At 74.3% G+C, this 21,360-nt stretch carries 24 protein-coding genes; 14 read left to right on the top strand and 10 right to left on the bottom strand.

What is annotated here, in order from left to right; translation table 11 throughout:
- Positions 1-2 precede the first annotated feature (2 nt).
- Complete coding sequence (locus ABEA04_RS20955; RefSeq protein ID WP_345463551.1) at positions 3-785, bottom strand: class I SAM-dependent methyltransferase; 783 nt, start codon at positions 783-785, stop codon at positions 3-5.
- Between the two features lie 131 nt (positions 786-916).
- On the opposite strand from ABEA04_RS20955, the gene ABEA04_RS20950 reads away from it, so the two are divergent.
- From ABEA04_RS20950 to ABEA04_RS20925, 6 genes are all read left to right on the top strand, one after another.
- Positions 917-3,115 carry a carbon starvation CstA family protein gene (locus ABEA04_RS20950; RefSeq protein WP_345463548.1) on the top strand — a complete coding sequence of 733 codons (2,199 nt, stop codon included), beginning with the start codon at positions 917-919 and terminating at the stop codon, positions 3,113-3,115.
- Positions 3,112-3,309, top strand: a complete 198-nt coding sequence (locus ABEA04_RS20945) for a CstA-like transporter-associated (seleno)protein (RefSeq protein WP_345463545.1) — start codon at positions 3,112-3,114, stop codon at positions 3,307-3,309. The genes ABEA04_RS20950 and ABEA04_RS20945 overlap by 4 nt, the downstream gene beginning before the upstream one ends.
- Positions 3,310-3,426: 117 nt before the next feature.
- Entirely contained in the window at positions 3,427-4,443 is a 1,017-nt protein-coding gene (tsaD, locus tag ABEA04_RS20940; protein WP_345463674.1) for a tRNA (adenosine(37)-N6)-threonylcarbamoyltransferase complex transferase subunit TsaD, read from the top strand.
- 173 nt (positions 4,444-4,616) lie between these two features.
- Positions 4,617-5,183: a Dps family protein gene (locus tag ABEA04_RS20935; protein ID WP_345463543.1), complete on the top strand. Its 567-nt coding sequence runs from the start codon at positions 4,617-4,619 to the stop codon at positions 5,181-5,183.
- A 140-nt stretch (positions 5,184-5,323) separates the two neighbouring features.
- Complete coding sequence (locus ABEA04_RS20930) at positions 5,324-6,625, top strand: cytochrome P450 (RefSeq protein WP_345463540.1); 1,302 nt, start codon at positions 5,324-5,326, stop codon at positions 6,623-6,625.
- 55 nt (positions 6,626-6,680) lie between these two features.
- Positions 6,681-7,787 carry a PQQ-dependent sugar dehydrogenase gene (locus ABEA04_RS20925; RefSeq protein ID WP_345463537.1) on the top strand — a complete coding sequence of 369 codons (1,107 nt, stop codon included), beginning with the start codon at positions 6,681-6,683 and terminating at the stop codon, positions 7,785-7,787.
- A 76-nt stretch (positions 7,788-7,863) separates the two neighbouring features.
- Here ABEA04_RS20925 and ABEA04_RS20920 read toward each other — a convergent pair whose 3' ends face one another.
- Both ABEA04_RS20920 and ABEA04_RS20915 read right to left on the bottom strand, forming a co-directional pair.
- Complete coding sequence (locus ABEA04_RS20920; protein ID WP_345463534.1) at positions 7,864-8,712, bottom strand: ABC transporter permease; 849 nt, start codon at positions 8,710-8,712, stop codon at positions 7,864-7,866.
- Positions 8,709-9,701: an ATP-binding cassette domain-containing protein gene (locus ABEA04_RS20915; RefSeq protein ID WP_345463531.1), complete on the bottom strand. Its 993-nt coding sequence runs from the start codon at positions 9,699-9,701 to the stop codon at positions 8,709-8,711. Before ABEA04_RS20915 ends, ABEA04_RS20920 begins: the two co-directional genes overlap by 4 nt.
- Before the next feature lie 112 nt (positions 9,702-9,813).
- Between ABEA04_RS20915 and ABEA04_RS20910 the strand changes: the two genes are divergently transcribed.
- Genes ABEA04_RS20910 through ABEA04_RS20900 form a run of 3 tightly spaced genes read left to right on the top strand, consistent with a single transcriptional unit; the run spans position 9,814 to position 13,306 of the window.
- Positions 9,814-10,674 (top strand): PfkB family carbohydrate kinase, encoded by an 861-nt coding sequence (locus tag ABEA04_RS20910; RefSeq protein ID WP_345463528.1) that lies wholly within the window; start codon positions 9,814-9,816, stop codon positions 10,672-10,674.
- Positions 10,671-11,621: a pseudouridine-5'-phosphate glycosidase gene (locus tag ABEA04_RS20905; RefSeq protein ID WP_345463525.1), complete on the top strand. Its 951-nt coding sequence runs from the start codon at positions 10,671-10,673 to the stop codon at positions 11,619-11,621. Before ABEA04_RS20910 ends, ABEA04_RS20905 begins: the two co-directional genes overlap by 4 nt.
- 5 nt (positions 11,622-11,626) lie before the next feature.
- Entirely contained in the window at positions 11,627-13,306 is a 1,680-nt protein-coding gene (locus ABEA04_RS20900) for a DUF429 domain-containing protein (RefSeq protein ID WP_345463522.1), read from the top strand.
- Positions 13,307-13,314: 8 nt separating this feature from the next.
- Here the strand turns inward: ABEA04_RS20900 and ABEA04_RS20895 are convergent, their stop codons facing one another.
- Both ABEA04_RS20895 and ABEA04_RS20890 read right to left on the bottom strand, forming a co-directional pair.
- Entirely contained in the window at positions 13,315-13,788 is a 474-nt protein-coding gene (locus tag ABEA04_RS20895; protein ID WP_345463519.1) for a hypothetical protein, read from the bottom strand.
- A 187-nt stretch (positions 13,789-13,975) separates the two neighbouring features.
- Entirely contained in the window at positions 13,976-14,455 is a 480-nt protein-coding gene (locus ABEA04_RS20890; RefSeq protein ID WP_345463516.1) for a group II truncated hemoglobin, read from the bottom strand.
- Positions 14,456-14,499: 44 nt separating this feature from the next.
- Between ABEA04_RS20890 and ABEA04_RS20885 the strand changes: the two genes are divergently transcribed.
- Entirely contained in the window at positions 14,500-14,997 is a 498-nt protein-coding gene (locus ABEA04_RS20885) for a mycothiol transferase (RefSeq protein ID WP_345463513.1), read from the top strand.
- Here ABEA04_RS20885 and ABEA04_RS20880 read toward each other — a convergent pair.
- Positions 14,970-16,322, bottom strand: coding sequence for an MFS transporter (locus tag ABEA04_RS20880; RefSeq protein WP_345463510.1), 1,353 nt, complete (start codon positions 16,320-16,322; stop codon positions 14,970-14,972). The two genes, ABEA04_RS20885 and ABEA04_RS20880, sit on opposite strands and share 28 nt — an antisense overlap.
- Positions 16,323-16,380: 58 nt before the next feature.
- Between ABEA04_RS20880 and ABEA04_RS20875 the strand changes: the two genes are divergently transcribed.
- Together ABEA04_RS20875 and ABEA04_RS20870 are read left to right on the top strand one after the other, a co-directional pair.
- Complete coding sequence (locus tag ABEA04_RS20875; RefSeq protein ID WP_345463507.1) at positions 16,381-16,662, top strand: DUF1905 domain-containing protein; 282 nt, start codon at positions 16,381-16,383, stop codon at positions 16,660-16,662.
- 2 nt (positions 16,663-16,664) lie between these two features.
- The gene (locus ABEA04_RS20870; protein ID WP_345463504.1) at positions 16,665-17,165 is read left to right on the top strand and encodes a DUF427 domain-containing protein; all 501 of its coding nucleotides are present in this window, start codon (positions 16,665-16,667) and stop codon (positions 17,163-17,165) included.
- Between the two features lie 128 nt (positions 17,166-17,293).
- Here ABEA04_RS20870 and ABEA04_RS20865 read toward each other — a convergent pair whose 3' ends face one another.
- The 3 genes from ABEA04_RS20865 to ABEA04_RS20855 are packed head-to-tail and all read right to left on the bottom strand — an operon-like array spanning position 17,294 to position 19,256.
- Complete coding sequence (locus tag ABEA04_RS20865) at positions 17,294-17,656, bottom strand: hypothetical protein (RefSeq protein ID WP_345463501.1); 363 nt, start codon at positions 17,654-17,656, stop codon at positions 17,294-17,296.
- Between the two features lie 5 nt (positions 17,657-17,661).
- On the bottom strand, positions 17,662-18,675 hold the full coding sequence (locus ABEA04_RS20860; protein ID WP_345463498.1) for a glycoside hydrolase family 6 protein: 1,014 nt from the start codon (positions 18,673-18,675) through the stop codon (positions 17,662-17,664).
- Positions 18,672-19,256, bottom strand: a complete 585-nt coding sequence (locus ABEA04_RS20855; RefSeq protein ID WP_345463495.1) for a maleylpyruvate isomerase N-terminal domain-containing protein — start codon at positions 19,254-19,256, stop codon at positions 18,672-18,674. Before ABEA04_RS20855 ends, ABEA04_RS20860 begins: the two co-directional genes overlap by 4 nt.
- A 164-nt stretch (positions 19,257-19,420) precedes the next feature.
- Between ABEA04_RS20855 and ABEA04_RS20850 the strand changes: the two genes are divergently transcribed.
- Together ABEA04_RS20850 and ABEA04_RS20845 are read left to right on the top strand one after the other, a co-directional pair.
- Complete coding sequence (locus ABEA04_RS20850) at positions 19,421-19,783, top strand: YciI family protein (protein ID WP_345463491.1); 363 nt, start codon at positions 19,421-19,423, stop codon at positions 19,781-19,783.
- 17 nt (positions 19,784-19,800) lie between these two features.
- Entirely contained in the window at positions 19,801-21,027 is a 1,227-nt protein-coding gene (locus tag ABEA04_RS20845; RefSeq protein WP_345463488.1) for an RNA polymerase sigma factor, read from the top strand.
- Here the strand turns inward: ABEA04_RS20845 and ABEA04_RS20840 are convergent.
- Positions 21,005-21,334 carry an antibiotic biosynthesis monooxygenase family protein gene (locus ABEA04_RS20840; RefSeq protein WP_345463485.1) on the bottom strand — a complete coding sequence of 110 codons (330 nt, stop codon included), beginning with the start codon at positions 21,332-21,334 and terminating at the stop codon, positions 21,005-21,007. The genes ABEA04_RS20845 and ABEA04_RS20840 overlap by 23 nt on opposite strands.
- Positions 21,335-21,360 lie beyond the last annotated feature (26 nt).

The following is a 21,360-nucleotide window of genomic DNA, read 5'->3' as shown; positions in this document are numbered from 1 at the left end:
GCTTACAAGCGACGGGTCAGCGTCGGCGGGGCCAGCCGGGCCAGGTGGAGGGTGAGGTCGACGACCACCTCGACCTGGTCGGGCAGTGCGGTGCGCACGCGGGCGAGCAGCGCGGTGCGCGCGTCGTCGGGCAGGCCGAGGTAGGCCGAGACGGTGCCGAGCAGCCCCACGTAGTCGTCGGCCGGCCAGGTGAGGCGGCGGGGGAGCCGCTCCTGCCGCACGTCGGTGAACAGCGGGCTGCGCGCGAGCTCGGTGCCGGGCCACTGCAGCGCGGCGCCGGACGGCGTCCCGTCGGGCGAGGGGACCTCGTCGCTGGGCAGCACGTCGCCGCGCGCGGCCCGCACCGCGGCCTCGAGGTCGGGGTCGGCGAGCCCGACCGGGCCGCCGAAGGAGGCGAAGGCTCCGCCCGGCACGAGCAGCGCGGCGACGCGCGGCCAGCGCTGCGCCGGGTCGGTCCAGTGCAGCGCCGCCGCGGCGTGCACGAGGTCGAAGCGCTCGTCGGTCGCCAGCGTCTCGAGCGAGGCCCGCACCGGCGTGACCGAGGGCGGCACGTGGCGGCGCAGCTCGGCCAGCATGGCGGCGTCCGGCTCGGTGGCGGTGACGCGGACGCCGTGCGCGGCGAAGGCGCGGGTGGCCTTGCCGGTGCCGGCGCCGATCTCGAGGGCGGTGCGCACCCGACGACCGGCGTAGGCCAGCACCCGCTCGACCAGCGCGTCGGGGTAGCCGGGCCGGTAGCGCTCGTAGGCCGCGGCCACGCTGCCGAAGCGGCGGGCCCGGGTGCTCACGACGCGATCGTGCCCGCCGGCCAGACCCCCCGAAAGGAGGGGAGCCCGCCGCCGGGGCGAGGTCTAGGGTCCGCCGGTGTGAGCCGGGTCACCGGCCCGCGCCACCGTGCCGCCGGAGGAAGAGGTACGCCGTGAGCACCACCGCGCCCCCGCCCACCACCACCGCGAGCCGGCCGACCGACCCCGACCCGCCGAACCGCGCCCGCCAGGTCGTGGTGTGGACGCTCGTCTCGGTCGTCGCCGCCGTCTGCTGGGGCGTCATCGCCCTGGTGCGCGACGAGCAGATCTCCGCGATCTGGCTGCTCGGCGCCGCGCTCGGCTCCTACGCGATCGCCTACCGCTTCTACGCCCGGTTCATCGCCAAGACGGTGCTCGAGGTCGACGACACCCGGGCCACCCCGGCCGAGCGCAACGGCGACGGCACCGACTTCGAGCCCACCGACCGGCGGGTGCTCTTCGGCCACCACTTCGCGGCCATCGCCGGCGCCGGACCGCTGGTCGGCCCGGTGCTCGCCGCGCAGATGGGCTACCTGCCGGGCACCATCTGGATCATCGTCGGCGTCATCGTCGCGGGCGCCGTCCAGGACATGGTCGTGCTGTTCCTCTCGATGCGGCGCGACGGCAAGAGCCTGGGCCAGATGGCCCGCGAGGAGATCGGGCCGGTCGGCGGCGCGGCCGCCCTGATCGCGGTCTTCTCGATCATGATCATCCTGCTCGCGGTGCTCGCCCTCGTGGTGGTCAACGCGATGGCCGAGTCGCCGTGGGCGACCTTCTCGATCGCGATGACCGTCCCGATCGCGCTGTTCATGGGCGTCTACCTGCGCGTGCTGCGGCCCGGACGGGTGCTCGAGACGACGGCGATCGGCGTCACGCTGCTGCTGCTCGCGCTGGTGGGCGGCGGCTGGGTGGAGTCGTCGGGGCTGGCCGAGACGTTCACGCTCTCGAAGGAGACGCTGGTCCTCTGCCTGGTCGTCTACGGCTTCGTCGCCTCGGTGCTGCCGGTGTGGCTGCTGCTGACGCCGCGCGACTACCTCTCGACGTTCATGAAGATCGGCACGATCGGGCTGCTGGCCGTCGGACTGCTGCTCGCCCGGCCGCTGCTGCAGAACGAGTCGGTCACCGAGTTCGCGAGCAACGGCGCCGGGCCGGTCTTCGCCGGCTCGCTGTTCCCGTTCGTCTTCATCACGATCGCGTGCGGCGCGCTGTCGGGCTTCCACGCCCTCATCGCGTCGGGCACGACGCCGAAGATGATCGAGAAGGAGTCGCAGGTGCGGCTCATCGGCTACGGCGGCATGCTCGCCGAGAGCTTCGTGGCGATCAGCGCGATCATCGCCGCCTCGATCATCGACCCCGGCCTCTACTACGCCATCAACTCGCCGGCCTCGCTCATGGGCGACACGCTGCAGTCGGCGTCCGAGGCGGTGGCGAACCTCGGGTTCTCGATCACGCCCGACCAGCTGGCCTCGGCCGCCGCGGCGGTCGAGGAGAGCACGCTCGTCTCGCGCACCGGCGGCGCCCCGACGCTGGCGGTCGGCATGTCGCAGATCTTCTCCGAGGCCTTCGGCGGCGGTGGCCGGGCGTTCTGGTACCACTTCGCGATCATGTTCGAGGCGCTGTTCATCCTCACCACGGTCGACGCCGGCACCCGCGTCGGACGTTTCATGCTGCAGGACACCCTCGGCAACGTCTGGAAGCCGATGCGCAACGTGTCGTGGAAGCCCGGCGTGTGGATCTGCAGCGCGGTCGTCGTCGGCGGCTGGGGCTACTTCCTCTACGTCGGCGTGACCGACCCGCTCGGCGGGATCAACCAGCTGTTCCCGCTGTTCGGCATCGCCAACCAGCTGCTCGCCGCCATCGCGCTCACCGTCGCCACGACGCTGCTGATCAAGCACGGCAAGCTGCGCTGGGCCTGGGTGCCCGGCGTCCCGCTCGCCTGGGACGCCGTCGTCACGCTCACCGCGAGCTGGCAGAAGGTCTTCAGCGACGACCCCGTGCTCGGCTTCTTCGCCCAGCGCGACAAGTACGCCACCGCGCTCGACGCCGACCAGGTGCTGCCGCCGGCCACCGACCTCGACGGCATGCGGCAGATCGTCACCAACACCACGGTCGACGGCGTCCTCGCCGCGTTCTTCGCGATCCTGGTCGTCGTGGTGATCGCCGACGCCGCCCGGGTGTGCGTCAAGGCGCTGCGCGACCCCGACTCGGTGGCCACCACCGAGGTGCCCTACGTGCGCTCGACGCTGGTGGCGCCCGCGGGCCTCGTGCCGACGAAGGCCGAGAAGCGGGCGATGGCCGAGGCCGGCGCCGGCGGGCCGGGGGGCTCGTCGTGACGCGGGTGCGCGGCTGGCTCGCGGACGGCGCCCGCGGCCTGGTCTGGTACCTGCGGGAGGCGTCGGGGGAGACCGCCTACGAGCGCTACGTCGCCCACGAGCTCGTGGTCCACCCCGGCCGCCCGGTGCTCGACCGCCGCACCTTCGAGCGGCGCCGGCAGGACGACCGCACCGTGCACGCGCGCTGCTGCTGACCGTCCGCCCGGGGCTCCGGGGCGTCATACGTCCCGGCTCCCGGGGCGACCGACCCGTATGACGCCCGGCCGTCGGGGGCTGGCCGGGGCTGGCAGGATCGAGCGGTGACCGTCGTGATGGGCATCGAGACCTCGTGCGACGAGACCGGCGTCGGCTTCGTGCGCGACGGCGAGCTGCTCGGCGACGCGCTGGCCTCCAGCATCGACGAGCACGTGCGCTTCGGCGGCGTCGTCCCCGAGATCGCCGCGCGCGCCCACGTGCAGGCGATGGTGCCGACGATGCAGGCCGCACTGGACGACGCCGGGCTGGCCTGGCCCGACGTCGGCGCGGTCGCGGTCACCGCCGGACCCGGCCTCGCCACGGCCCTGCACGTGGGGGTGGCCGCGGCGAAGGCGACCGCGCTCGGGCTCGGCGTCCCGCTGTACGGCGTCCACCACCTCGCCGGGCACGCCGCCGCCGACACGCTGGTGCACGGGCCGCTGCCCGAGCGCTCGATCGTGCTCATCGTCAGCGGCGGCCACACCAGCCTGCTGCTGGTGCGCGACCTTGTGCGCACCCCGATCGTGCACCTGTCCGACACCCTCGACGACGCCGCGGGCGAGGCCTTCGACAAGGTGGCGCGGCTGCTCGGCCTGCCCTACCCCGGCGGACCGTCGATCGACCGCACCGCCCGCGAGGGCGACCCCACCGCCGTCCGGTTCACGCGGCCGCTGATGGGCCAGCGCGACCCCGCGCTCGGCTTCTCGTTCTCGGGCCTGAAGTCGGCGGTGGCCCGCTACGTCGCCCGGCCGCGCGACCCCGGCGTCTCGACGGCCGACGTCGCGGCGTCCTTCCAGGAGTGCGTGGCCGACACCGTGGTCACCAAGGCGCTGCGCGCCTGCCGCCAGGAGGACGTCGACACCCTCGTCATCGTCGGCGGCGTCGCCGCCAACTCGCGGGTGCGCTCGCTGGCCGAGGAGCGCTGCGCCGAGGCCGGCATCGAGCTGCGCGTGCCCCCCATGCGGCTGTGCACCGACAACGGCGCGATGATCGCCGCCATCGGCGACCTGCTCGTCCGCGACGGCGCCCCGCCGTCGGTCGCCGACCTCGGCGCCCGCTCCTCGGTGCCCCTCGAGCTCGCCCGGCTGGGCTGAGCCCAGTCGTCCCACCCGTCTCAGGAATACCCGGTGAACCGGGTATCCCTGAGCTTCTCGGGCAATGCAACACCCGAGAACGTCAGGGACACCCGGTGAACCGGGTATTCCTGCAACCCAGGCCAGCCTCACCTTTCTGGAACCGTTCAAGAAAAGGTGGCAGGCTCGGCCGTATGACGACGACCACCCCCAGCACCACCCAGTCCGACGGCCAGACCGGCAGCGAGCGCCACAAGGCCGTGCACTCCTCGCACCCGGCGTTCAAGGCCTCGCCGCAGCTCGCCGCCCACCTGCAGCAGCTGCTGGTCGACCTCACCGACCTGCACCTGCAGGGCAAGCAGGCGCACTGGAACGTGGTGGGCCGCAACTTCCGCGACCTGCACCTGCAGCTCGACGAGATCGTCGACGCCGCGCGCGCCTTCGGCGACGACGTGGCCGAGCGGATGCGCGCCCTCTACGTCACCCCCGACGCCCGTGCGGCGACGGTGGGCCACCAGTCGAGCCTGCCGGCCTTCCCAGCCACCGAGGTCGACACCGGCCAGACCGTCGACCTCATCGTCTCGGCGCTCTACGGCGTCGCGGCCACCGCGCGCCGCATCCACGACGAGGTCGACGCCGAGGACCCCACCACGGCCGACCTGCTGCACACCATCCTCGAGCGCATCGAGCAGCTGGCCTGGATGGTCGACGCCGAGAACCGCACCGCCAACCAGAGCGTGCCGCAGAACCTGCAGCCCTGAGCGAGGCCTGAGCACTCCCGCCCGGCCGGGCCCCGAGGACGTCGTCCGGGGCTCGGCCGGGCGCGTCTCGGGGGAGACTCCGGGCACATCCTGACGCGGGGCACCGGGCGCATCTGGTGTAGTTACGCCTCATGAGGTGGATGGGGGCGATCCGTCGGCGCGTCAGCACGATGCTGCTCGAGCGCACGATGCGCGACGGTCTCGACCTGCGCAAGCTGCGGTTCTTCCCCGAGGCGCTGCAGGTGCCGTTCAAGCGCGTCGGCGTCGTGCCCGCCCCCGAGCTGACCGCGCTGCGCGAGCGCGAGCCGGTCACCAAGCTCGCCACGCTGTTCGGCAAGAACATCTGGCTGGTCACCGGCGCCGCCGAGGTGCGCGCCGCGCTGGCCGACGGGGCGTCGTACTCCAACGACATCGGCCAGTTCGTCTCGCAGGAGGGCAAGAGCGACGAGGAGCAGATCGGCGGTCTCGGCATGACCGACCCGCCGCTGCACACCGCGCTGCGCCGCTACCTGACGCCGGAGTTCACGATGCGCCGCATCGCCCGGCTCGAGCCGGTCATCGAGCGCATCGTCCACGAGCGGCTCGACGCCATGGAGGACGCCGGCCCCGAGGTCGACCTGGTCTCGCAGTTCGCCTTCCCGGTGCCGTTCGAGGTCATCTGCGAGCTGCTCGGCCTGCCCACCGACGAGCGCGAGCGCTTCTACGAGATCGGCGTCGCCCGCTTCGACCTCACCCAGGGTGGGGCCGGCGCGTTCGGCGCCGCCGTGCCGTCGCGCGAGTTCCTCATCAAGGCCGTGGCCGCGCAGCGCGAGCACCCCGGCGACGGCCTGATCGGCGGCCTGCTCAAGGAGCACGGCGACGAGCTGAGCGACCTCGTGCTCGGCGGCATCGCCGACGGCGTCTTCCTCGGCGGCTACGAGACCTCGGCGTCCATGCTCGCCCTGGGCGCCTACCTGCTGAGCCAGCACCCCGAGGCGATGGCGATCATGCGCGAGGACGACGCCGACGCCGCGGCCGTCGACCGCGTGGTCGAAGAGCTGCTGCGGCACCTCACCGTCGTCCAGCTGGCCTTCCTGCGGTTCGCCAAGGTCGACCTCGAGCTCGGCGGCCAGCAGGTCAAGGCGGGCGACCCCGTCGCCTTCTCGCTGCTCGCCGCCAACCACGACCCCGAGCTCGCCGGCGCCGACCCCGACGCCTTCGACCCGCACCGCGAGCCCACCCGGCACCTCGCCTTCGGCCACGGCATGCACCGCTGCGTCGGCGCCGAGCTGGCCCGCATGGAGCTGCGCATCGCGCTGCGCGCCCTCGCCCGTCGTTTCCCCGACCTCACCGTCGCCGCCGAGACCAGCGACCTCGACTTCCGCAAGCTGTCGGCCGTCTACGGCGTCGAGGCGCTGCCGGTGCTGCTGCACGGCCCCGACCGCGCGGGCGCCCGCGTCTGAGGCTGCCCGACCCTCGGCGCCGGGCCCGGTTGGCCGGCGCTGTCAGCCTGGGGGCATGCCCGGCACCCGCGGCGGCCCCGCCGCCCTCGCCCTGCTCGTGACGGTCCTGCTCGCCGGCTGCGGCGAGGACGAGCCCGCCAACGAGCCGGACTCCGGCGTCCCCACCGGCGACCTGCGCACCACCGGCGAGACCCCCGCGATCGACGAGGTCGCCACCGGCCTCGTCGTGCCGTGGGGCCTGGTGCCGCTGGACGACGGCTCGCTGCTGGTGGGCGCCCGCGACGCCGCCGAGGTCTCGCTCGTGCCCGCCGACGGCGGCGAGCCGGAGGTCGTGGGGCGCGTGGACGGCGTCCGCGCCCAGGGCGAGAGCGGTCTGCTCGGCCTCGCCCTCTCACCCGACGGCGCCACCCTGTTCGCCTACCGCACCGGCGAGAGCGAGAACGGCGTCGTCGCGATGACCTGGGACGGCGAGCGGCTCGGGGAGCCGACCGACGTCGTCACCGGCATCCCCGGCGGAGCGTCGTTCCACCAGGGCGGTGCACTCGCGGTCGGGCCCGACGGCCTGCTCTACGTCGGCACCGGCGACAACGGCGTCCCCGACGACGCGCAGGACGACGACTCGCTGTCGGGCAAGGTGCTGCGCTACACGCTCGACGGCGAGCCCGCGCCCGACAACCCGTCGGGGACGGCGGTGCTCACCACCGGGCACCGCAACGTCGAGGGCCTGGTCTTCGACGACGACGGGCGGCTGTGGGCGGCCGAGTTCGGCCAGGACGCCTACGACGAGCTGAACCTGGTCGAGGCCGGCAACGACTACGGCTGGCCCGAGGTCGAGGGCACCGGCGGCGGTGACGGGTTCACCGACCCGAGCGCCGTGTGGGCCACCGACGACGCCTCGCCCTCGGGCATCGGGTTCTGGGACGGCTCGCTCTGGCTGGCCGCGCTGCGCGGCGAGACGCTGTGGGAGGTGCCCCTCGACGGCGCGGGCGCCGCCGACGGCGCCGTGAGCGCGCCGGTGGCCCACCTCACCGGCCGCTACGGCCGGCTGCGCAACGCCGTCGCCGCCACCGACGGCTCGGCGCTGTGGCTGGTCACCTCGAACACCGACGGTCGCGGCGACGTGACCGACGGCGACGACCGGCTGCTGCGGCTGACGCGCTGACGCACCGACGCCCGGACGCCCCGTGTCCGGGCGCCTCGGGGCGTCGGCGTCGTCCTCGCGTGGTCTCGACCCGCGACTACTTCGAGGTCGAGCGGCGGTACTGGCGCACCGACAGCGGCACGAAGACGACCACGAACAGCACGGCCCACAGCAGCGTGTAGATCGCCGGGTGGGTCATCGACCAGGCGTCGGACGGCGGCGGCTTCGTGGTGTTGCCGAACAGCTCGCGGCAAGCCTGGGTCAGCGAGCTGACCGGGTTCCACTCCACGATCGCCTGCAGCACCGCGCCGTCGAAGTCCTTGAGCGGCACGAAGGCGTTCGACAGGAACGTCATCGGGAAGATGACGACGAACGAGGCGTTGTTGACGACGTCGACGCTCGGCACCAGCAGGCCGACGTAGGCCATGATCCAGCTGATCGCGTAGGCGAAGACCAGCAGCAGCCCGAAGCCGAGTGCGGCGTCGAGCACCCCCTCGCGGATGCGCCAGCCGACGAGCAGGCCGGTCAGCGCCATGATGATCAGCGAGAGCACGTTGTAGACCACGTCGGACGTCGTGCGGCCCACCAGCACGGCGGCCCGCGACATCGGCAGCGACCGGAACCGGTCGATGATGCCCTTCTGCATGTCCTCGGCGAGGCCGGCGCCGGTGAAGGTGGCGCCGAAGACCACCGTCTGGGCGAAGATGCCGGCGACCAGGAACTCCTTGTAGTCGGTGCCGTCGCCGGGGTCGATCGCGCCGCCGAAGACGTAGGCGAACAGCAGCACGAACATGATCGGGCTGATCAGCACGAAGACGAGCACCTCGGGCACCCGCTTGATCTTGATCAGGTTGCGCTGGGCCACGACCCAGCCGTCGGTGAGCGCCTGCCCGCGGCCCTTGGGCGGCACGGCGGACTCGGCGGGGGTGGTGTGCAGCGTGGTCACGCCGACACCTCCTTCCTGCTGGGGTGACGGTCGGACCCGGCGGGTTCGTCGCCGTCCTCGGCCGCGTGGCCGGTGAGGGAGAGGAAGACGTCGTCGAGGGTGGGACGGCGCAGCCCGACGTCGAGCACGGCGATGCCCTCGCGGTCGAGGTCGTCGAGGAAGCGGCGCAGCGCGTGCACGCCCTGGTCGACCGCGACGGTGACGGTGCGGTCGTCGACGGCCACCTCGCCCTGGGTGGCCGTGGCCAGCAGCCCCCGCACGCGCTCGACGTCGGAGGACTCGGCCAGCACGACCTCGATGCGCTCGCCGCCGGCCTGCGACTTCAGCTCGTCGGCCGTGCCCCGCGCGATGGCCTCGCCCCGGTCGATGACCACGATGTCGTCGGCCAGCTTGTCGGCCTCCTCGAGGTACTGCGTGGTGAGCAGCAGGGTGGCGCCCGAGGCGACCAGCTCGCGGATGACGTCCCACATCTGCTGGCGGGCCCGCACGTCGAGGCCGGTGGTGGGCTCGTCGAGCACCAGCACCGGCGGGGCGGCGACGAGGGCCCCGGCGAGGTCGAGGCGGCGCCGCATGCCGCCGGAGTAGGTCTTGGACGGGCGGTCGCCGGCGTCGGCGAGGTCGAAGCGGTCGAGCAGCTCGCGGGCCCGGGCGCGCGCCTGCGCCTTGCCCATGCCGTAGAGCCGGCCCACCATCGTGAGGTTCTCGAACCCGGTGAGGTACTCGTCGACCGCGGCGTACTGGCCCGAGAGCCCGATGCGGCTGCGCACCCCCTGCGGGTCGGCGACGACGTCGACCCCGGCGATCTCGGCCCGCCCCTCGTCGGGCACGAGCAGCGTGGTGAGGCAGCGCACCGCGGTGGTCTTGCCCGCCCCGTTGGGCCCCAGCAGCGCCAGCACGGTGCCCTCGGGGACCACGAGGTCGAGACCGCGCAGCGCCTCGACCTCCTTGTACCTCTTGACCAGGCCCTCGGCCCGGATCATGTCGGCCATCGACTCCCTCTCGTCGTTGGGTGGCTCGATCCTGCACGGTAGGGACCGCCACCGACATCCCAATTCATCGGCGCGCGCGACCTGTGTCCGACCAGGCTGGCAGGCTGGCCCGGTGAGCAGGGGAGCGAGGGTCGTCGTCGTGGGCGGCACCAACGTCGACGTCGTCGCGCGCCCCGGCGCGGCCCCGGTCGCCGCCACCAGCAACCCCGGCCGGGTCGCGGTCACCGCGGGCGGTGTGGGCCGCAACGTGGCCGAGAACCTGGCCCGCCTCGGCACGCCCACCGCGCTGGTCTCGGCAGTCGGCGACGACGCCCACGGCCGGCTGGCGATCGAGGCCACCGCGGCGGCCGGCGTCGACGTCGGCCCGGTCGTCACCGTGCCCGGTGCCCGCACCGGCTGCTACGTCGCCCTGCTCGACGACGACGGCGAGCTGGTCGGCGCCGTCTCCGACATGACGTGCCCGCTGCGCCCGGCCGACCTCGACGTCGCGCTGGTCGCCGCGGCCGACCTCGTCGTCCTCGACGGCAACCTCGACCCCGACACCCTCGCCGCCGCGTTCGACGCCGCGCGCGGGCCCGTCGTCCTCGACCCCGTGAGCGTGCCGAAGGCCGCGCGCCTCGCGGCCGCGCTGGGCGGACGGCGGCTGCGGCTGCTCTCGGGCGGCGACGCCGAGCTGGCGCCGCTGGCCGACGTCCGCGCCGACCTGGTGTGGGAGCGACGCGGCGCCGACGGCTCCACCCTGCGCGGCGAGGCGCTGCGCCGTCCGGTCGAGACGGCGGCGCTGCCGGTCGAGGTGGTCGACGTGACCGGCGCCGGCGACGCCATGCTGGCCGCCTGGTGCCACGCCACCCTGGCCGGCGCCGACCCGCTCGAGGCCGCCGCCTACGGCCACGCCGCCGCCGCGCTCACCGTGGGCGGCGACCGCACCGTGCGCCCCGACCTGACCGACGAGCTCGTGAGGAGCCTGCTGTGAACCCGACCCGCGACGCCGTCCGCCTCGGCGACGAGGTGGCCGAGGCGCTCTCGGTCGGCCGCCCCGTCGTGGCGCTCGAGAGCACGATCATCAGCCACGGCATGCCCTACCCCGACAACGTCGCGATGGCGCGCGAGGTCGAGGGCATCGTGCGCGAGGGCGGCGCCGTGCCGGCCACGATCGCGGTGCTGGACGGCGTCCCGCGGGTCGGGCTCGGCGACGACGAGCTCGAGCTGCTGGCCGGCGGCGGTGGCGGTCGGGGGGTGCTCAAGGCGAGCGTGCGCGACCTGCCCTACGTCATGGCGCGTGGCCTGCACGGCGCCACCACGGTGGCCGCCACGATGCGCCTGGCCTCGCTGGCCGGCATCGAGGTCTTCGTGACCGGCGGGCTGGGCGGCGTCCACCGCGGCGCGGCCGAGAGCTTCGACGTCTCCGCCGACCTCACCGAGCTCGCCGCCACCCCGGTCACCGTGGTGTGCGCGGGCGTGAAGAGCATCCTCGACATCGGGCTGACCCTCGAGACGCTCGAGACCAACGGCGTGCCGGTGCTGGTCGACGGCAGCGACGAGTTCCCGGCGTTCTACTCGCGCAGCAGCGGGTTCGCGGCGCCGTCGCGGGTCGACGGCGCCGACGAGGTCGCGGCCGTCGTGTCCGCCGCCCGGTCCCTCGGCCTGACCAGCGGGGTCGTGGTCGCCCACCCGGTGCCCGTGGCCGACGAGATCCCGGCGTCCGCGATCGGCGCCGTCATCGACCGCGCCCTCGGCGAGCTGGGCGAGCGCGGCATCACCGGCAAGGACGTCACGCCCTACCTGCTCTCCCGCATCGTCGAGCTCACCGACGGCGCCAGCCTCGCCACCAACATCGCCCTCGTGCGCGCCAACGCGCGGCTCGGCGCGGCCGTCGCGGTCGCGCTCGTGCCCCACCCGGCGTCCGGCCTGGCACGCTGAGGCCCGTGCACTTCGTCGGCGTCGACCTCGCGTGGGGGCAGCGCAACCCCACGGGGCTCGCGGTGCTCGACGACGACGCGCGGCTTTTGCACGTCTCGGCGGTGCGCACCGACGACGAGATCGTCGAGACCCTCACGCCCTACGTCGAGGGCGACTGCGTGGTCGGCATCGACGCGCCGCTGGTCGTGGTCAACCCCACCGGGCAGCGCGAGGCCGAGCGCCTGCTGAACGCCGACTTCCAGCGCTTCCACGCCGGCGCCCACCCCTCCAACACCGGCAAGCCCGAGTTCGCCGACGGCACCCGCGGTGGGGCGGTGGCCAAGCGCCTCGGGCTCGACGTCGACCCCCGGTCGGGACGACGCCGCCGCGCCCTCGAGGTCTACCCGCACCCGGCGACCATCGTGCTGTTCGGGCTGCAGACCGTGCTGCGCTACAAGGCCAAGCCCGGCCGCGACCTCGAGAGCCTGCGCGGCGAGCTGCTGACCCTCATGGGCCACCTCGAGTCGGTCGTCGAGGTGAGCGACCAGTGGCGCACGCTGCGCAGCCTGGTCGAGACCGCCACGCAGAAGGCGCAGCTGCGGCGTGTGGAGGACCAGGTCGACGCCGTCATGTGCGCCGTCGTCGCGCGGTTCGTCCACACCCGGCCCGACGACGTCACCACCTACGGCGACCTCGCCACCGGCTACATCGTCACCCCCACCCTCGGCGTCGAGCCGGTCTCGCAGCCGCGCGACCCGGTGGCGCGCTACCGCGAGCGGCACCCCGGGCTGGTCGTGGCCGGGGAGCGGGCCGTGGCCGGCGTCCAGGAGATGCTCGACGAGGCCGGCATCGACTACCTCTCGGTCACCGGGCGCACCAAGACCGTCGCCTCGTTCGCCGAGAAGGCCGCCCGCACCGACGACGACGGCCACCGGCTCTACGACGACCCGCTCACCCAGATCACCGACCAGGTGGGCGTGCGCGTCATCACCTACGTGCGCGACGACGTCACCGCCGTCGCCGAGCTGCTCGCCGACCAGGCGCAGGTCACCGACGACCGCGACATGGGCCAGGAGACCGCCAGCCAGGGCCGGTTCGGCTACGCCAGCCGGCACCTGCTCGTCGTCCTGGACGACGCCCCCGGCAGCCTCGCTGTGCAGGTGCAGGTGCGCACCGTGCTGCAGCACGCGTGGGCCGAGTTCGAGCACGACATCCGCTACAAGGGCACGGTGCCGGCCGAGCACGCCCCCGACTTCGACCGCCGGTTCACCCTCGCCGCCGGCCTGCTCGAGCTGGCCGACCGTGAGTTCTCCGAGGTGCGCGAACGGCTGCGCGGGGCGTCGGTGGCGTCGGTGGCGGCCGATCCCGCGCCGGGCGGGCTCGACGGCATCGGTCCGCGCGAGCTGGCCGCGTTCCTGGCCGGCCAGTACTCCGACGCCGGCTGGTCGCGCACCGACCGTTACGAGTGGATCGTCGCCCTGCTCGCCGAGCTCGGCGTCACCTCGCTGGTGCAGCTCGCCGAGACCCTGCGCGGCGCCGACGAGTCGGTGATCGCCGAGCGCATGGACTACCGGCGTCCGCCCGGCGCCGTCCGCCGTCTCGACGACGCGCTGCTGTGGGTGCACGGCGAGCGCTACGTCGGACTCGACGCCAACGTGCACCGCCGCGACCTGCTGGCGCAGCGGCTGGAGCGGATGCGGGGCTGAGCCCCGGCTCAGGCCTCCACGCCCGACGAGGGGCCGTCGGCCGGCGGGCCCTGGTAATTGCACAGGGTGAGCGTGGTGTTCTTGTGGCGCAGGAACTCCGGCGAGGACGCCGAGGCCTCGAGGTAGTCGTCGGCCGGCAGGTCGGCGTAGTAGCGCACCGCCTCGAGCATCGCCTCGGTCTCCGCCGAGGGCGCCTCCTCCGCGGCGGCCTCCGCCAGCGGCACCGCCGCCTCGAACCGCGCGACGGTCTCGTCGAGGTCGCCGTAGTTGAAGGCGTCGATGCCGGCGGTGACCTCCACGCAGACCTCGGCCAGCGCGGCGGCGAGGTCCTCCGGAGCGGGGGCCGCGGACGACGTCGTCGCGGCGCCGACATCGGCCGACCCGCCGTCGTCCGGGTCGTCGTCCGACCCGCCCGAGGAGCACGCCCCCAGCGCGAGCACGCACACGAGCGTCGCCACCAGAGCCCTCACCAGTGCCCTCACCCCCGCGACGCTACTCGGCGCCGCACCACCCCGCCGGGCCCCGGCAGGAGTCACCGGTGCACCGGTGACTCCTGACCTTCTCAGCCGTTGCAACGGCTGAGAACGTCAGGAACCACCGGGTAACCGGTGACTCCTGCGCCCCCGCCCCCGCGCAGCCCCGCGCGGCCCGTTCGGACGTCGCGGTCCCTCAGCCGAGCCACGGCGGGGCGACGCCCCAGCCCCAGCGGGGGACGGGGGCCTGCTCGACGAGGTCGTCGGCGCCGGGGCGGGAGTTGCCCATGGCCAGACGGGTGCCCCACTCGAGGTAGCCGATGATCGCGGCGCGGAACTCGGGGTCGGCGGGCAGGTCGGCGTCGTCGGCGGCGAGGCTCATGGTCGAGGCGAAGCGGTGCCGCTGCCCGGGCTGGATGTTCAGGCCGCGGTGGTGGTCGAGCATCGTGGCGTAGCCGCCGCGCTCGTCGGTGTAGGTCGTGGGGCCGCCGAGCACCTCGGCCCACCAGTCGGCGACGTGGCGGCGGTGGGCCTGCGAGACCCCGCCGGGGAAGAACCCGCTGAGCAGGGGGTCGGCCTCGACCCGGTCGTAGAACGCGTCGATCATCCGGCGCAGCGGCTCGCCGCCGCCCGCCCACTCGAAGAGGGTCGGCAGCCCGGCCTCGTCCACTCCCACGGGGTGGAGTCTGGCACGGCGGACGGCGGCGTAGCGTCGCCCGCATGAGCCCCGCCGACCTCCTCATCGACGCCCTCGAGCGCGTCCGCGACGGCGCGGTGGCCGTCGTCGACGGTCTCGACGAGCAGCAGCTGCGCCACCGTCCCGGGCCCGACGCCAACCCCATCGGCTGGCTGGTCTGGCACGCGGCGCGGGTGCAGGACGACCACGTCGCCACGGTCGCCGGGCACGCCCAGGTCTACGAGGGCTTCGCCGAGCGGTTCGCGCTGCCCTACGACGACGGCGACATCGGCTACGGCCACAGCAGCGACGACGTCGCGGCGTTCACGGCGTCGGCCGAGCTGCTGGCCGAGTACGCCGCCGCCGTCCACGACCGCAGCGTCGGCTACCTCGCCACCCTCGAGCCGGCCGACCTCGACCGCGTGGTCGACGAGAACTGGGACCCGCCCGTCACCCTCGGCGTGCGGCTGGTGAGCGTCGTCAACGACGACACCCAGCACCTCGGGCAGGCGGCCTACGTGCGGGGCCTGCTGGGCGTCTGACCCCCGGGCGCCTCGGGCTCGGGGTCCGCCTCGACCACCGTCGCCGTCGGCAGGCTGACGCGGTAGCGCACGAACGACGGCACCAGCACGGCCGCGGCCACGGTGAGGACGACGACGAGCACGCCGCCGCCGCCCGCGGCGACCGCCGTCCCGACGGTGGCGGCCGCGGCGCCGTGGGCCACGTCGGCCACCCGCGGACCGCCGGCGACGACGACGATGAAGATGCCCTGCAGGCGACCGCGCACCTCGTCGGACGCGGCGGCCTGCAGCATCGCGTTGCGGAAGGCGGACGACGCCGTGTCGGCCGCGCCGCCGACGGCCAGCGCGACCACGGCGACCACCAGCATCGTGGTGCGCAGCGAGGTCGACGACCCGGCGATGCCGACCGCGACGCCGAAGACCACCACGGCCAGGCCCCACACGACGATGCAGACGATGACGGCGCGGCCCTGCGCCGAGACCCGCGAGACCCAGCCGGAGAAGACGCCGCCGACCACCGCGCCGGCCGGGATGGCCGCGAACAGCAACGCGAAGGCCAGGCCGCCGGCCTCGGGTCCGCCGAAGCTCTCGTTCGCGATCTCGGGGAACAGCGCGCGCGGCATCCCGAAGACCATGGCGATCAGGTCGACCGCGAACGACATCAGCAGCACCGGCTGGCCGCGCAGGTAGCCGAACCCCTCGACCACCGACCGCAGGCCCGGTGGCTTGCCGGTGGAGCCCGCCACCGGCAGCGGCGGCAGGCGGACGACGGCCCCGAGCGTGGCGAGCAGGGTGATCGAGTCGACGAGGTAGAGCCACTCGAGGCCGATCACCGGGATGAGCGCGCCGGCGACGAGCGGTCCGGCGATGCCGCCGGCCATGAAGACGGTGGTGTTGAGCGCGTTGGCCGCCGGCAGCAGGTCGGGGGTGAGGATGCGTGGCAGCACCGCACTGCGCGTGGGCTGGTTGATGCCGAAGAAGGCCTGTTGCACCGCGAACAGCGACAGCAGCAGCCACACGTTCGTGCTGCCGACCGCCGCCTGCACCCAGAACAGCGCCGAGGTGACGATCAGCCCGAGGGTCGAGAAGACGAGCAGCGTGCGGCGGTCGAAGACGTCGGCCAGCGCGCCGCCCCACAGCCCGAAGACCACCAGGGGCACGAGGCCGAAGACGCCGGTGAGGCCGACGTAGGCCGAGGAGCCGGTGTCGGCGTAGATCTGGGCCGGCACCGCGACGACGGTCAGCTGGGCGCCGATGACGGTGATGATGTTGGCCCGCCACAGCCGGCGGAAGTGGTCGTTGCGCAGCGGGCGCGTGTCGGCGACCAGCCCCCGGAGACGACTCACCCACCCACGCTACGACCGGGCGCGATGAGTCCGACGCCGGGGGCTGGTCTGTGACGTCATGAGCCCCGAGCAGCCCCTCGACATCACGTTCACTGAGACCCTGCGCCGCAGCGAGGCCCGGGGCGGCTGGACCTACGTCGTCTGGCCCGAGTCGGTGGCCGCCTTCGGCACCCGGGGGCTGGTGAAGGTGCGCGGCACCGTCGACGGCGTCGCGTTCGAGAGCTCGTTCATGGCGCTCGGCGACGGCACGCACAAGCTGCCGATCAAGGGCGCGCTGCGCGTCGAGTCGGGCAAGGAGGCGGGCGACGAGGTCGAGATCCACCTCACGGGCAGACTGTGAGGGTGCGCCCACCCACCAAGCCCGACCAGCCCGGACCCGGCCAGGAGTCCTGCTGGGACTACCCGCGCCCGCCGGCCCTCGACGTCTCGCACGAGCACGTGCAGGTGGTGCTCGGCGGCGTCGTCGTGGCCGACACGACCCGCTCGTGGCGGGTGCTCGAGACCAGCCACCCGCCGACGTACTACCTGCCGTTCGAGGCCTTCGTGGACGGCGCCCTGCGCCCCGCCGCCGGGTCGTCGCACTGCGAGTGGAAGGGCGAGGCCGCCTACTTCGACCTGCTGGGCGGCGACCGCGTGGCCGAGCGCGCCGCCTGGACCTACCCCGACCCCACGCCCCGCTTCGCCGACCTGATGAGTGCGGTCGCGGTGATGCCGGCCGCGGTCGACCGCTGCCTGGTCGACGACGAGGTCGTCGTCCCGCAGGAGGGCGGCTTCTACGGCGGCTGGATCACCTCCCGCGTCGTCGGCCCCTTCAAGGGCGCCCCCGGCACTTGGGGGTGGTGAGCTCACGATGGTCGAGGTGCGAGGAGCGCTAGCGACGAGCCTCGAGACCGCCGGCCGCCATCGCGAGCGTTGGCCTGGTCCCTGCGAGGTTTCGAGGCTCCTGCGCTCGTTCCTCGCTCCGGAGCACCTCAACCACTGTTGATGCCCGCGGTGGCGTCGAGCCGCTGCAGCAGGTCGTGCGCGGCCAGCTCGACCTGCTTGTGCCGCCACTCCGCGGCCCGGTAGACGCACGCGATGAGCCCGCTGCGGTGCACGCGGCGCAGGTCGCCGTAGACGAACGCGTACCGGCCCTTCGTCCCGTCGTTGGCGCCCTCGGTGAGGCCGAGGTGCCAGGCGGCGTACGCCGTCCAGTCGTGCCGCTCGAGGTAGGCGTTCTGCGCCTCCGCGCCGGGCTGGACGACGCCCCAGTCGCTGTCGAGGACGTACTGGCGCGTCTCGATCAGCTCGCGGGCGCGCGCGACCGCGGCGTCGTTCACCGCGTAGCGCGCCACGCCGGCTATCCCTTGCCGAGCAGCCGCCGGGCGCCCTCGGGCCACCAGGCGCCGGCCGCGGGCCCGCCGTTGCAGTAGCCGTCGGACTCGCCGGGGCGTTTGATCCACAGGCCACCGTCGTAGGGGCCGCGGAAGACGAGCGCGGGCCGCGGGCCGAGCCGCGCCCAGCCCGGGTTGCACCACTCGCCCGAGACGGGCTGGGCGTAGCCGTTGCGCGAGACGTCGACGACGTACTTCTTGCCGAGCACGTCGCTCGAGCGCAGCCCCGCCAGCACCTCGTTGGCCCAGGCCTGCTCGTCGGCCAGCAGCCGGTAGTTGCTGACGTTGGTGCTGAACCCGCGGGCGTAGCGGACGCCGGAGCGCAGCAGCAGCGTCGCGGTGTCGGCGGCGCTGCGCCAGTCGGAGTGGCCGGCGTCGAGGTAGACCCACGCGCCCGAGCGGCTCAGCTGCTGGGCGGCGTAGCTGAGCAGCCGCTGCCGCTGGGCGGCGTCGGCGCAGGAGGGGTCGCCCATGAACGCGATGGCGTCGGGCTCGACCACCACGATCGGCTTGGTGCCCTTGAGTCCCTCGGCGATGCCGCGCACCCACGCCCGGTAGGCGGTGGGGGTGGGCAGGCCGCCGCCGGACTGGCCGCCGCAGTCGCGCCCGGGCACGCCGTAGACGGTGAGCACCGCCGTGCGCCGCGCCTTGACCGCCTTCGAGGTGTAGGCGCGGGTGGCCTGGCGCACCTGGGTCGGCGTGGCGAAGCGCTCGGTGAGCCACATCGCCTGCGCGCGGTTGCCGATGCGCCAGAACTCGCGGCCGGCCTGCTTGGCCGCCGAGGTGGGGTCGACGTAGAGCGGACGGGTGCGGCGCGGGTCGGTGGCGGGTGCCGGCGCGGTCGCGGCGGGGGTGCGCACCACCGCGCTGTCGGCGGCCGGGACGACGGCCGGGACGACGGCAGGTGCCGGGGCGGCGTTGCCGAGCCCGGCCAGCAGGGCGAGGGCCGCGCAGGCGGCGGCGAGCGGACGGCGGCTCATGCGGGCACCGGCTGGTCGTCGTCGCGGGGGCCGAAGATGCCGACGGCGTCGACCCGGTCGCCGGGCACGCCGGCGTCGTCCAGCTGCGTGCGAGAGCGGCGCGAGAACAGCGCGCGGAACAGCTCGTAGGGCTCGAGGACGCCGACCAGGTCGGGGGTGCGCTGCGGGCCGAGCTCGTCGACGATCGGGCGCCACAGGTGGTCGGAGAGCCGCCCGCGGCCGAGCGCCTCGTGCAGGTCGGCGTGGTGGACGGCGATGTCCCACACCACGGCGGGGGTCTGCGCCTCGGCGGCGCGCTCGGCCGTCACGTCGCGGTTGGTCTCGAGCTCGGCGACCAGCTCGGGGACCGGCAGGTGGGTGCGCTCGGCGACGTGGCGCGCCGTCCACTCGGGGCTCGGGGCGCCGTCCATGCGGCCCGTGACCGCGTCGGCGGGACCGCCGGCGAGGTGGGCGAGCACGTCGCGCACCGTCCAGGCCGGCGAGGCCGGCACCGTCATGGTCAGCTGCTCGTCGTCGAGGTCGCCGGCCAACGCCGCGATCGCGCTCACGTGGTCGCGGTAGAGCGCACCCCAGTCCGTCACCCGAGAACGATAGGTCCCGTGGGCGCCGTGCGCCGAGCCTCGGGTGAAATAGTCCGGAGATCGTGGCGCCGGGCTGTCGTATCGGGCCGACTCCGTTCGTGGAGGAGGCGAGCGGCCGCCACGAGGCGCCGCCGCCACCGCCCCACCACACGGAGGAGTCAGACATGCCGCACTACTTCCTGGCCGTCAACCACGACGAGGCCGGCGCTGCCGAGATGGCCGAGATGACGATGGAGCAGATGCAGCCCGTCTTCGAGGCCGTCGACGCCTTCAACACCGACCTGCGCACCGAGGGCGCCTGGGTCTTCGCCGGCGGGCTGCTCGGCCCCGAGGCCAGCACCGTCGTCGACGCCACCGGCGACGCGCCGGTCGTCACCGACGGGCCGTTCTCGGAGGCGAAGGAGTACCTCGGCGGCTTCTGGATCATCGACGCCGCCGACCTGGACGCCGCCCTGGAGTGGGCCCGCAAGGGCTCGGCCGCCTGCCGGGGCAAGGTCGAGGTCCGCCCGTTCCAGCCCGAGGGCTGAGCGGGCGGCCGGCAGCGGTGGAGACGATCGAGCGGGTCTACCGCGAGGAGTTCGGCCGGGTGGTCGCCTCGCTGGTGCGGCGCTTCGGCGACATCGACGTCGCCGAGGACGCCGCCGGCGAGGCGCTGCTGGTCGCGCTCGAGCGCTGGCCGAGGGACGGCGTCCCCCCGAACCCGGGGGCGTGGCTGACCACGACCGCCGCGCGCAAGGCCATCGACCGGATCCGCCGCGAGTCGCACCGCGACGCCAAGCACCGCGCGGCCGAGATGATCACCGACGACACCCCCCACGAGCCCACGGGCGTCGTGGGCGACGACCGGCTGCGGCTGGTCTTCACCTGCTGCCACCCGGCGCTCGCGCCCGAGGCGCGGGTGGCCCTGACCCTCCGGCTGCTCGGCGGCCTCACGGTCGCCGAGATCGCGCACGCCTTCTTCGTGCCCGAGACGACGATGGCCCAGCGCATCACCCGCGCCAAGCGCAAGATCGCCGGCGCCCACATCCCCTACCGGGTGCCCGAGCCGGCCGACCTGCCGGCGCGGCTGGGCGCCGTCCTGGCCGTGGTCTACCTGGTCTTCAACGAGGGCTACCTCGCGACGTCGGGCACCGCGACCCGCGACGACCTGGCCGCCGAGGCGATCCGGCTCGGCCGCATGCTGCGCCAGCTGCTGCCCGACGACCTCGAGGTGCGCGGGCTGCTGGCGCTGATGCTGCTCACCGAGGCGCGCCGCCCCTCACGGGTCGCGGCCGACGGCACCTTGGTGCCGCTGCCCGAGCAGGACCGCGGCGGCTGGTCGCGGCCGTTGATCGCCGAGGGTCACGCGCTGGTGCGCGAGTGCCTGGCCGCGGGCCGGCCGGGCCGCTACCAGGTGATGGCGGCGGTCAACGCCGTCCACACCGACGCCGTCACCGCCGACGAGACCGAGTGGCGCTCGGTCGTGGCGCTCTACGACCAGCTGCTGCGGCTCGACCCGAACCCGGTGGTGGCGCTCAACCGGGCCGTGGCGGTGGCCGAGCTCGACGGTCCCGAGCTGGCGCTGGCGATCGTCGACCGGCTGCCGCCGGAGCAGATGACGCGCTACCACGCCTGGCACGTCACCCGCGCCGACCTGCTGCGCCGGCTCGGACGCTCGGCCGAGGCGCGGGCGGCCTACGACGCCGCGCTCGCGCTGACCGACAACCCGGCCGAGACGGCGTACCTGACCCGCCGCCGCGACCAGCTGGTCAGTCCGCCGCCGGGCGGGTGAACGCGCTGGCGTACGACGTCGTCCCGACCGCGATCGAGTACTCGCGGTAGTACGTCTCGATGCCGTGGCGCTGGGCCACGCGGTGGCGCGGGTGCTCGCGCCAGGCCCGGTGGCTCGCCTCGTCGGCGAAGGTGACGACCGTGGCGCGCTCGCCGTCGTCGGCGGTGAAGGTCTTGGTCTCCACGAACCCGGGCATCGAGCGGGCGAGCGCGGCGACCACCTCGAGCTCGGCGGCGTAGTCGGCGCGGGCCCCCTCCCGCAGCCGGTTGCGGAAGACGGTGACGACCTGGCCGACCTGGGGCTGCACGGGCCTCAGTCTGCTCCCTAGGGTGG

Origin of the sequence: Nocardioides marinquilinus, assembly GCF_039543705.1 — a bacterium.
In the GTDB taxonomy this organism is placed as follows: Bacteria; Actinomycetota; Actinomycetes; order Propionibacteriales; family Nocardioidaceae; genus Nocardioides; species Nocardioides marinquilinus.
The sequence above is the reverse complement of the archived record's forward strand: the minus strand, read 5'-3'. Positions and strand labels throughout refer to the sequence as shown.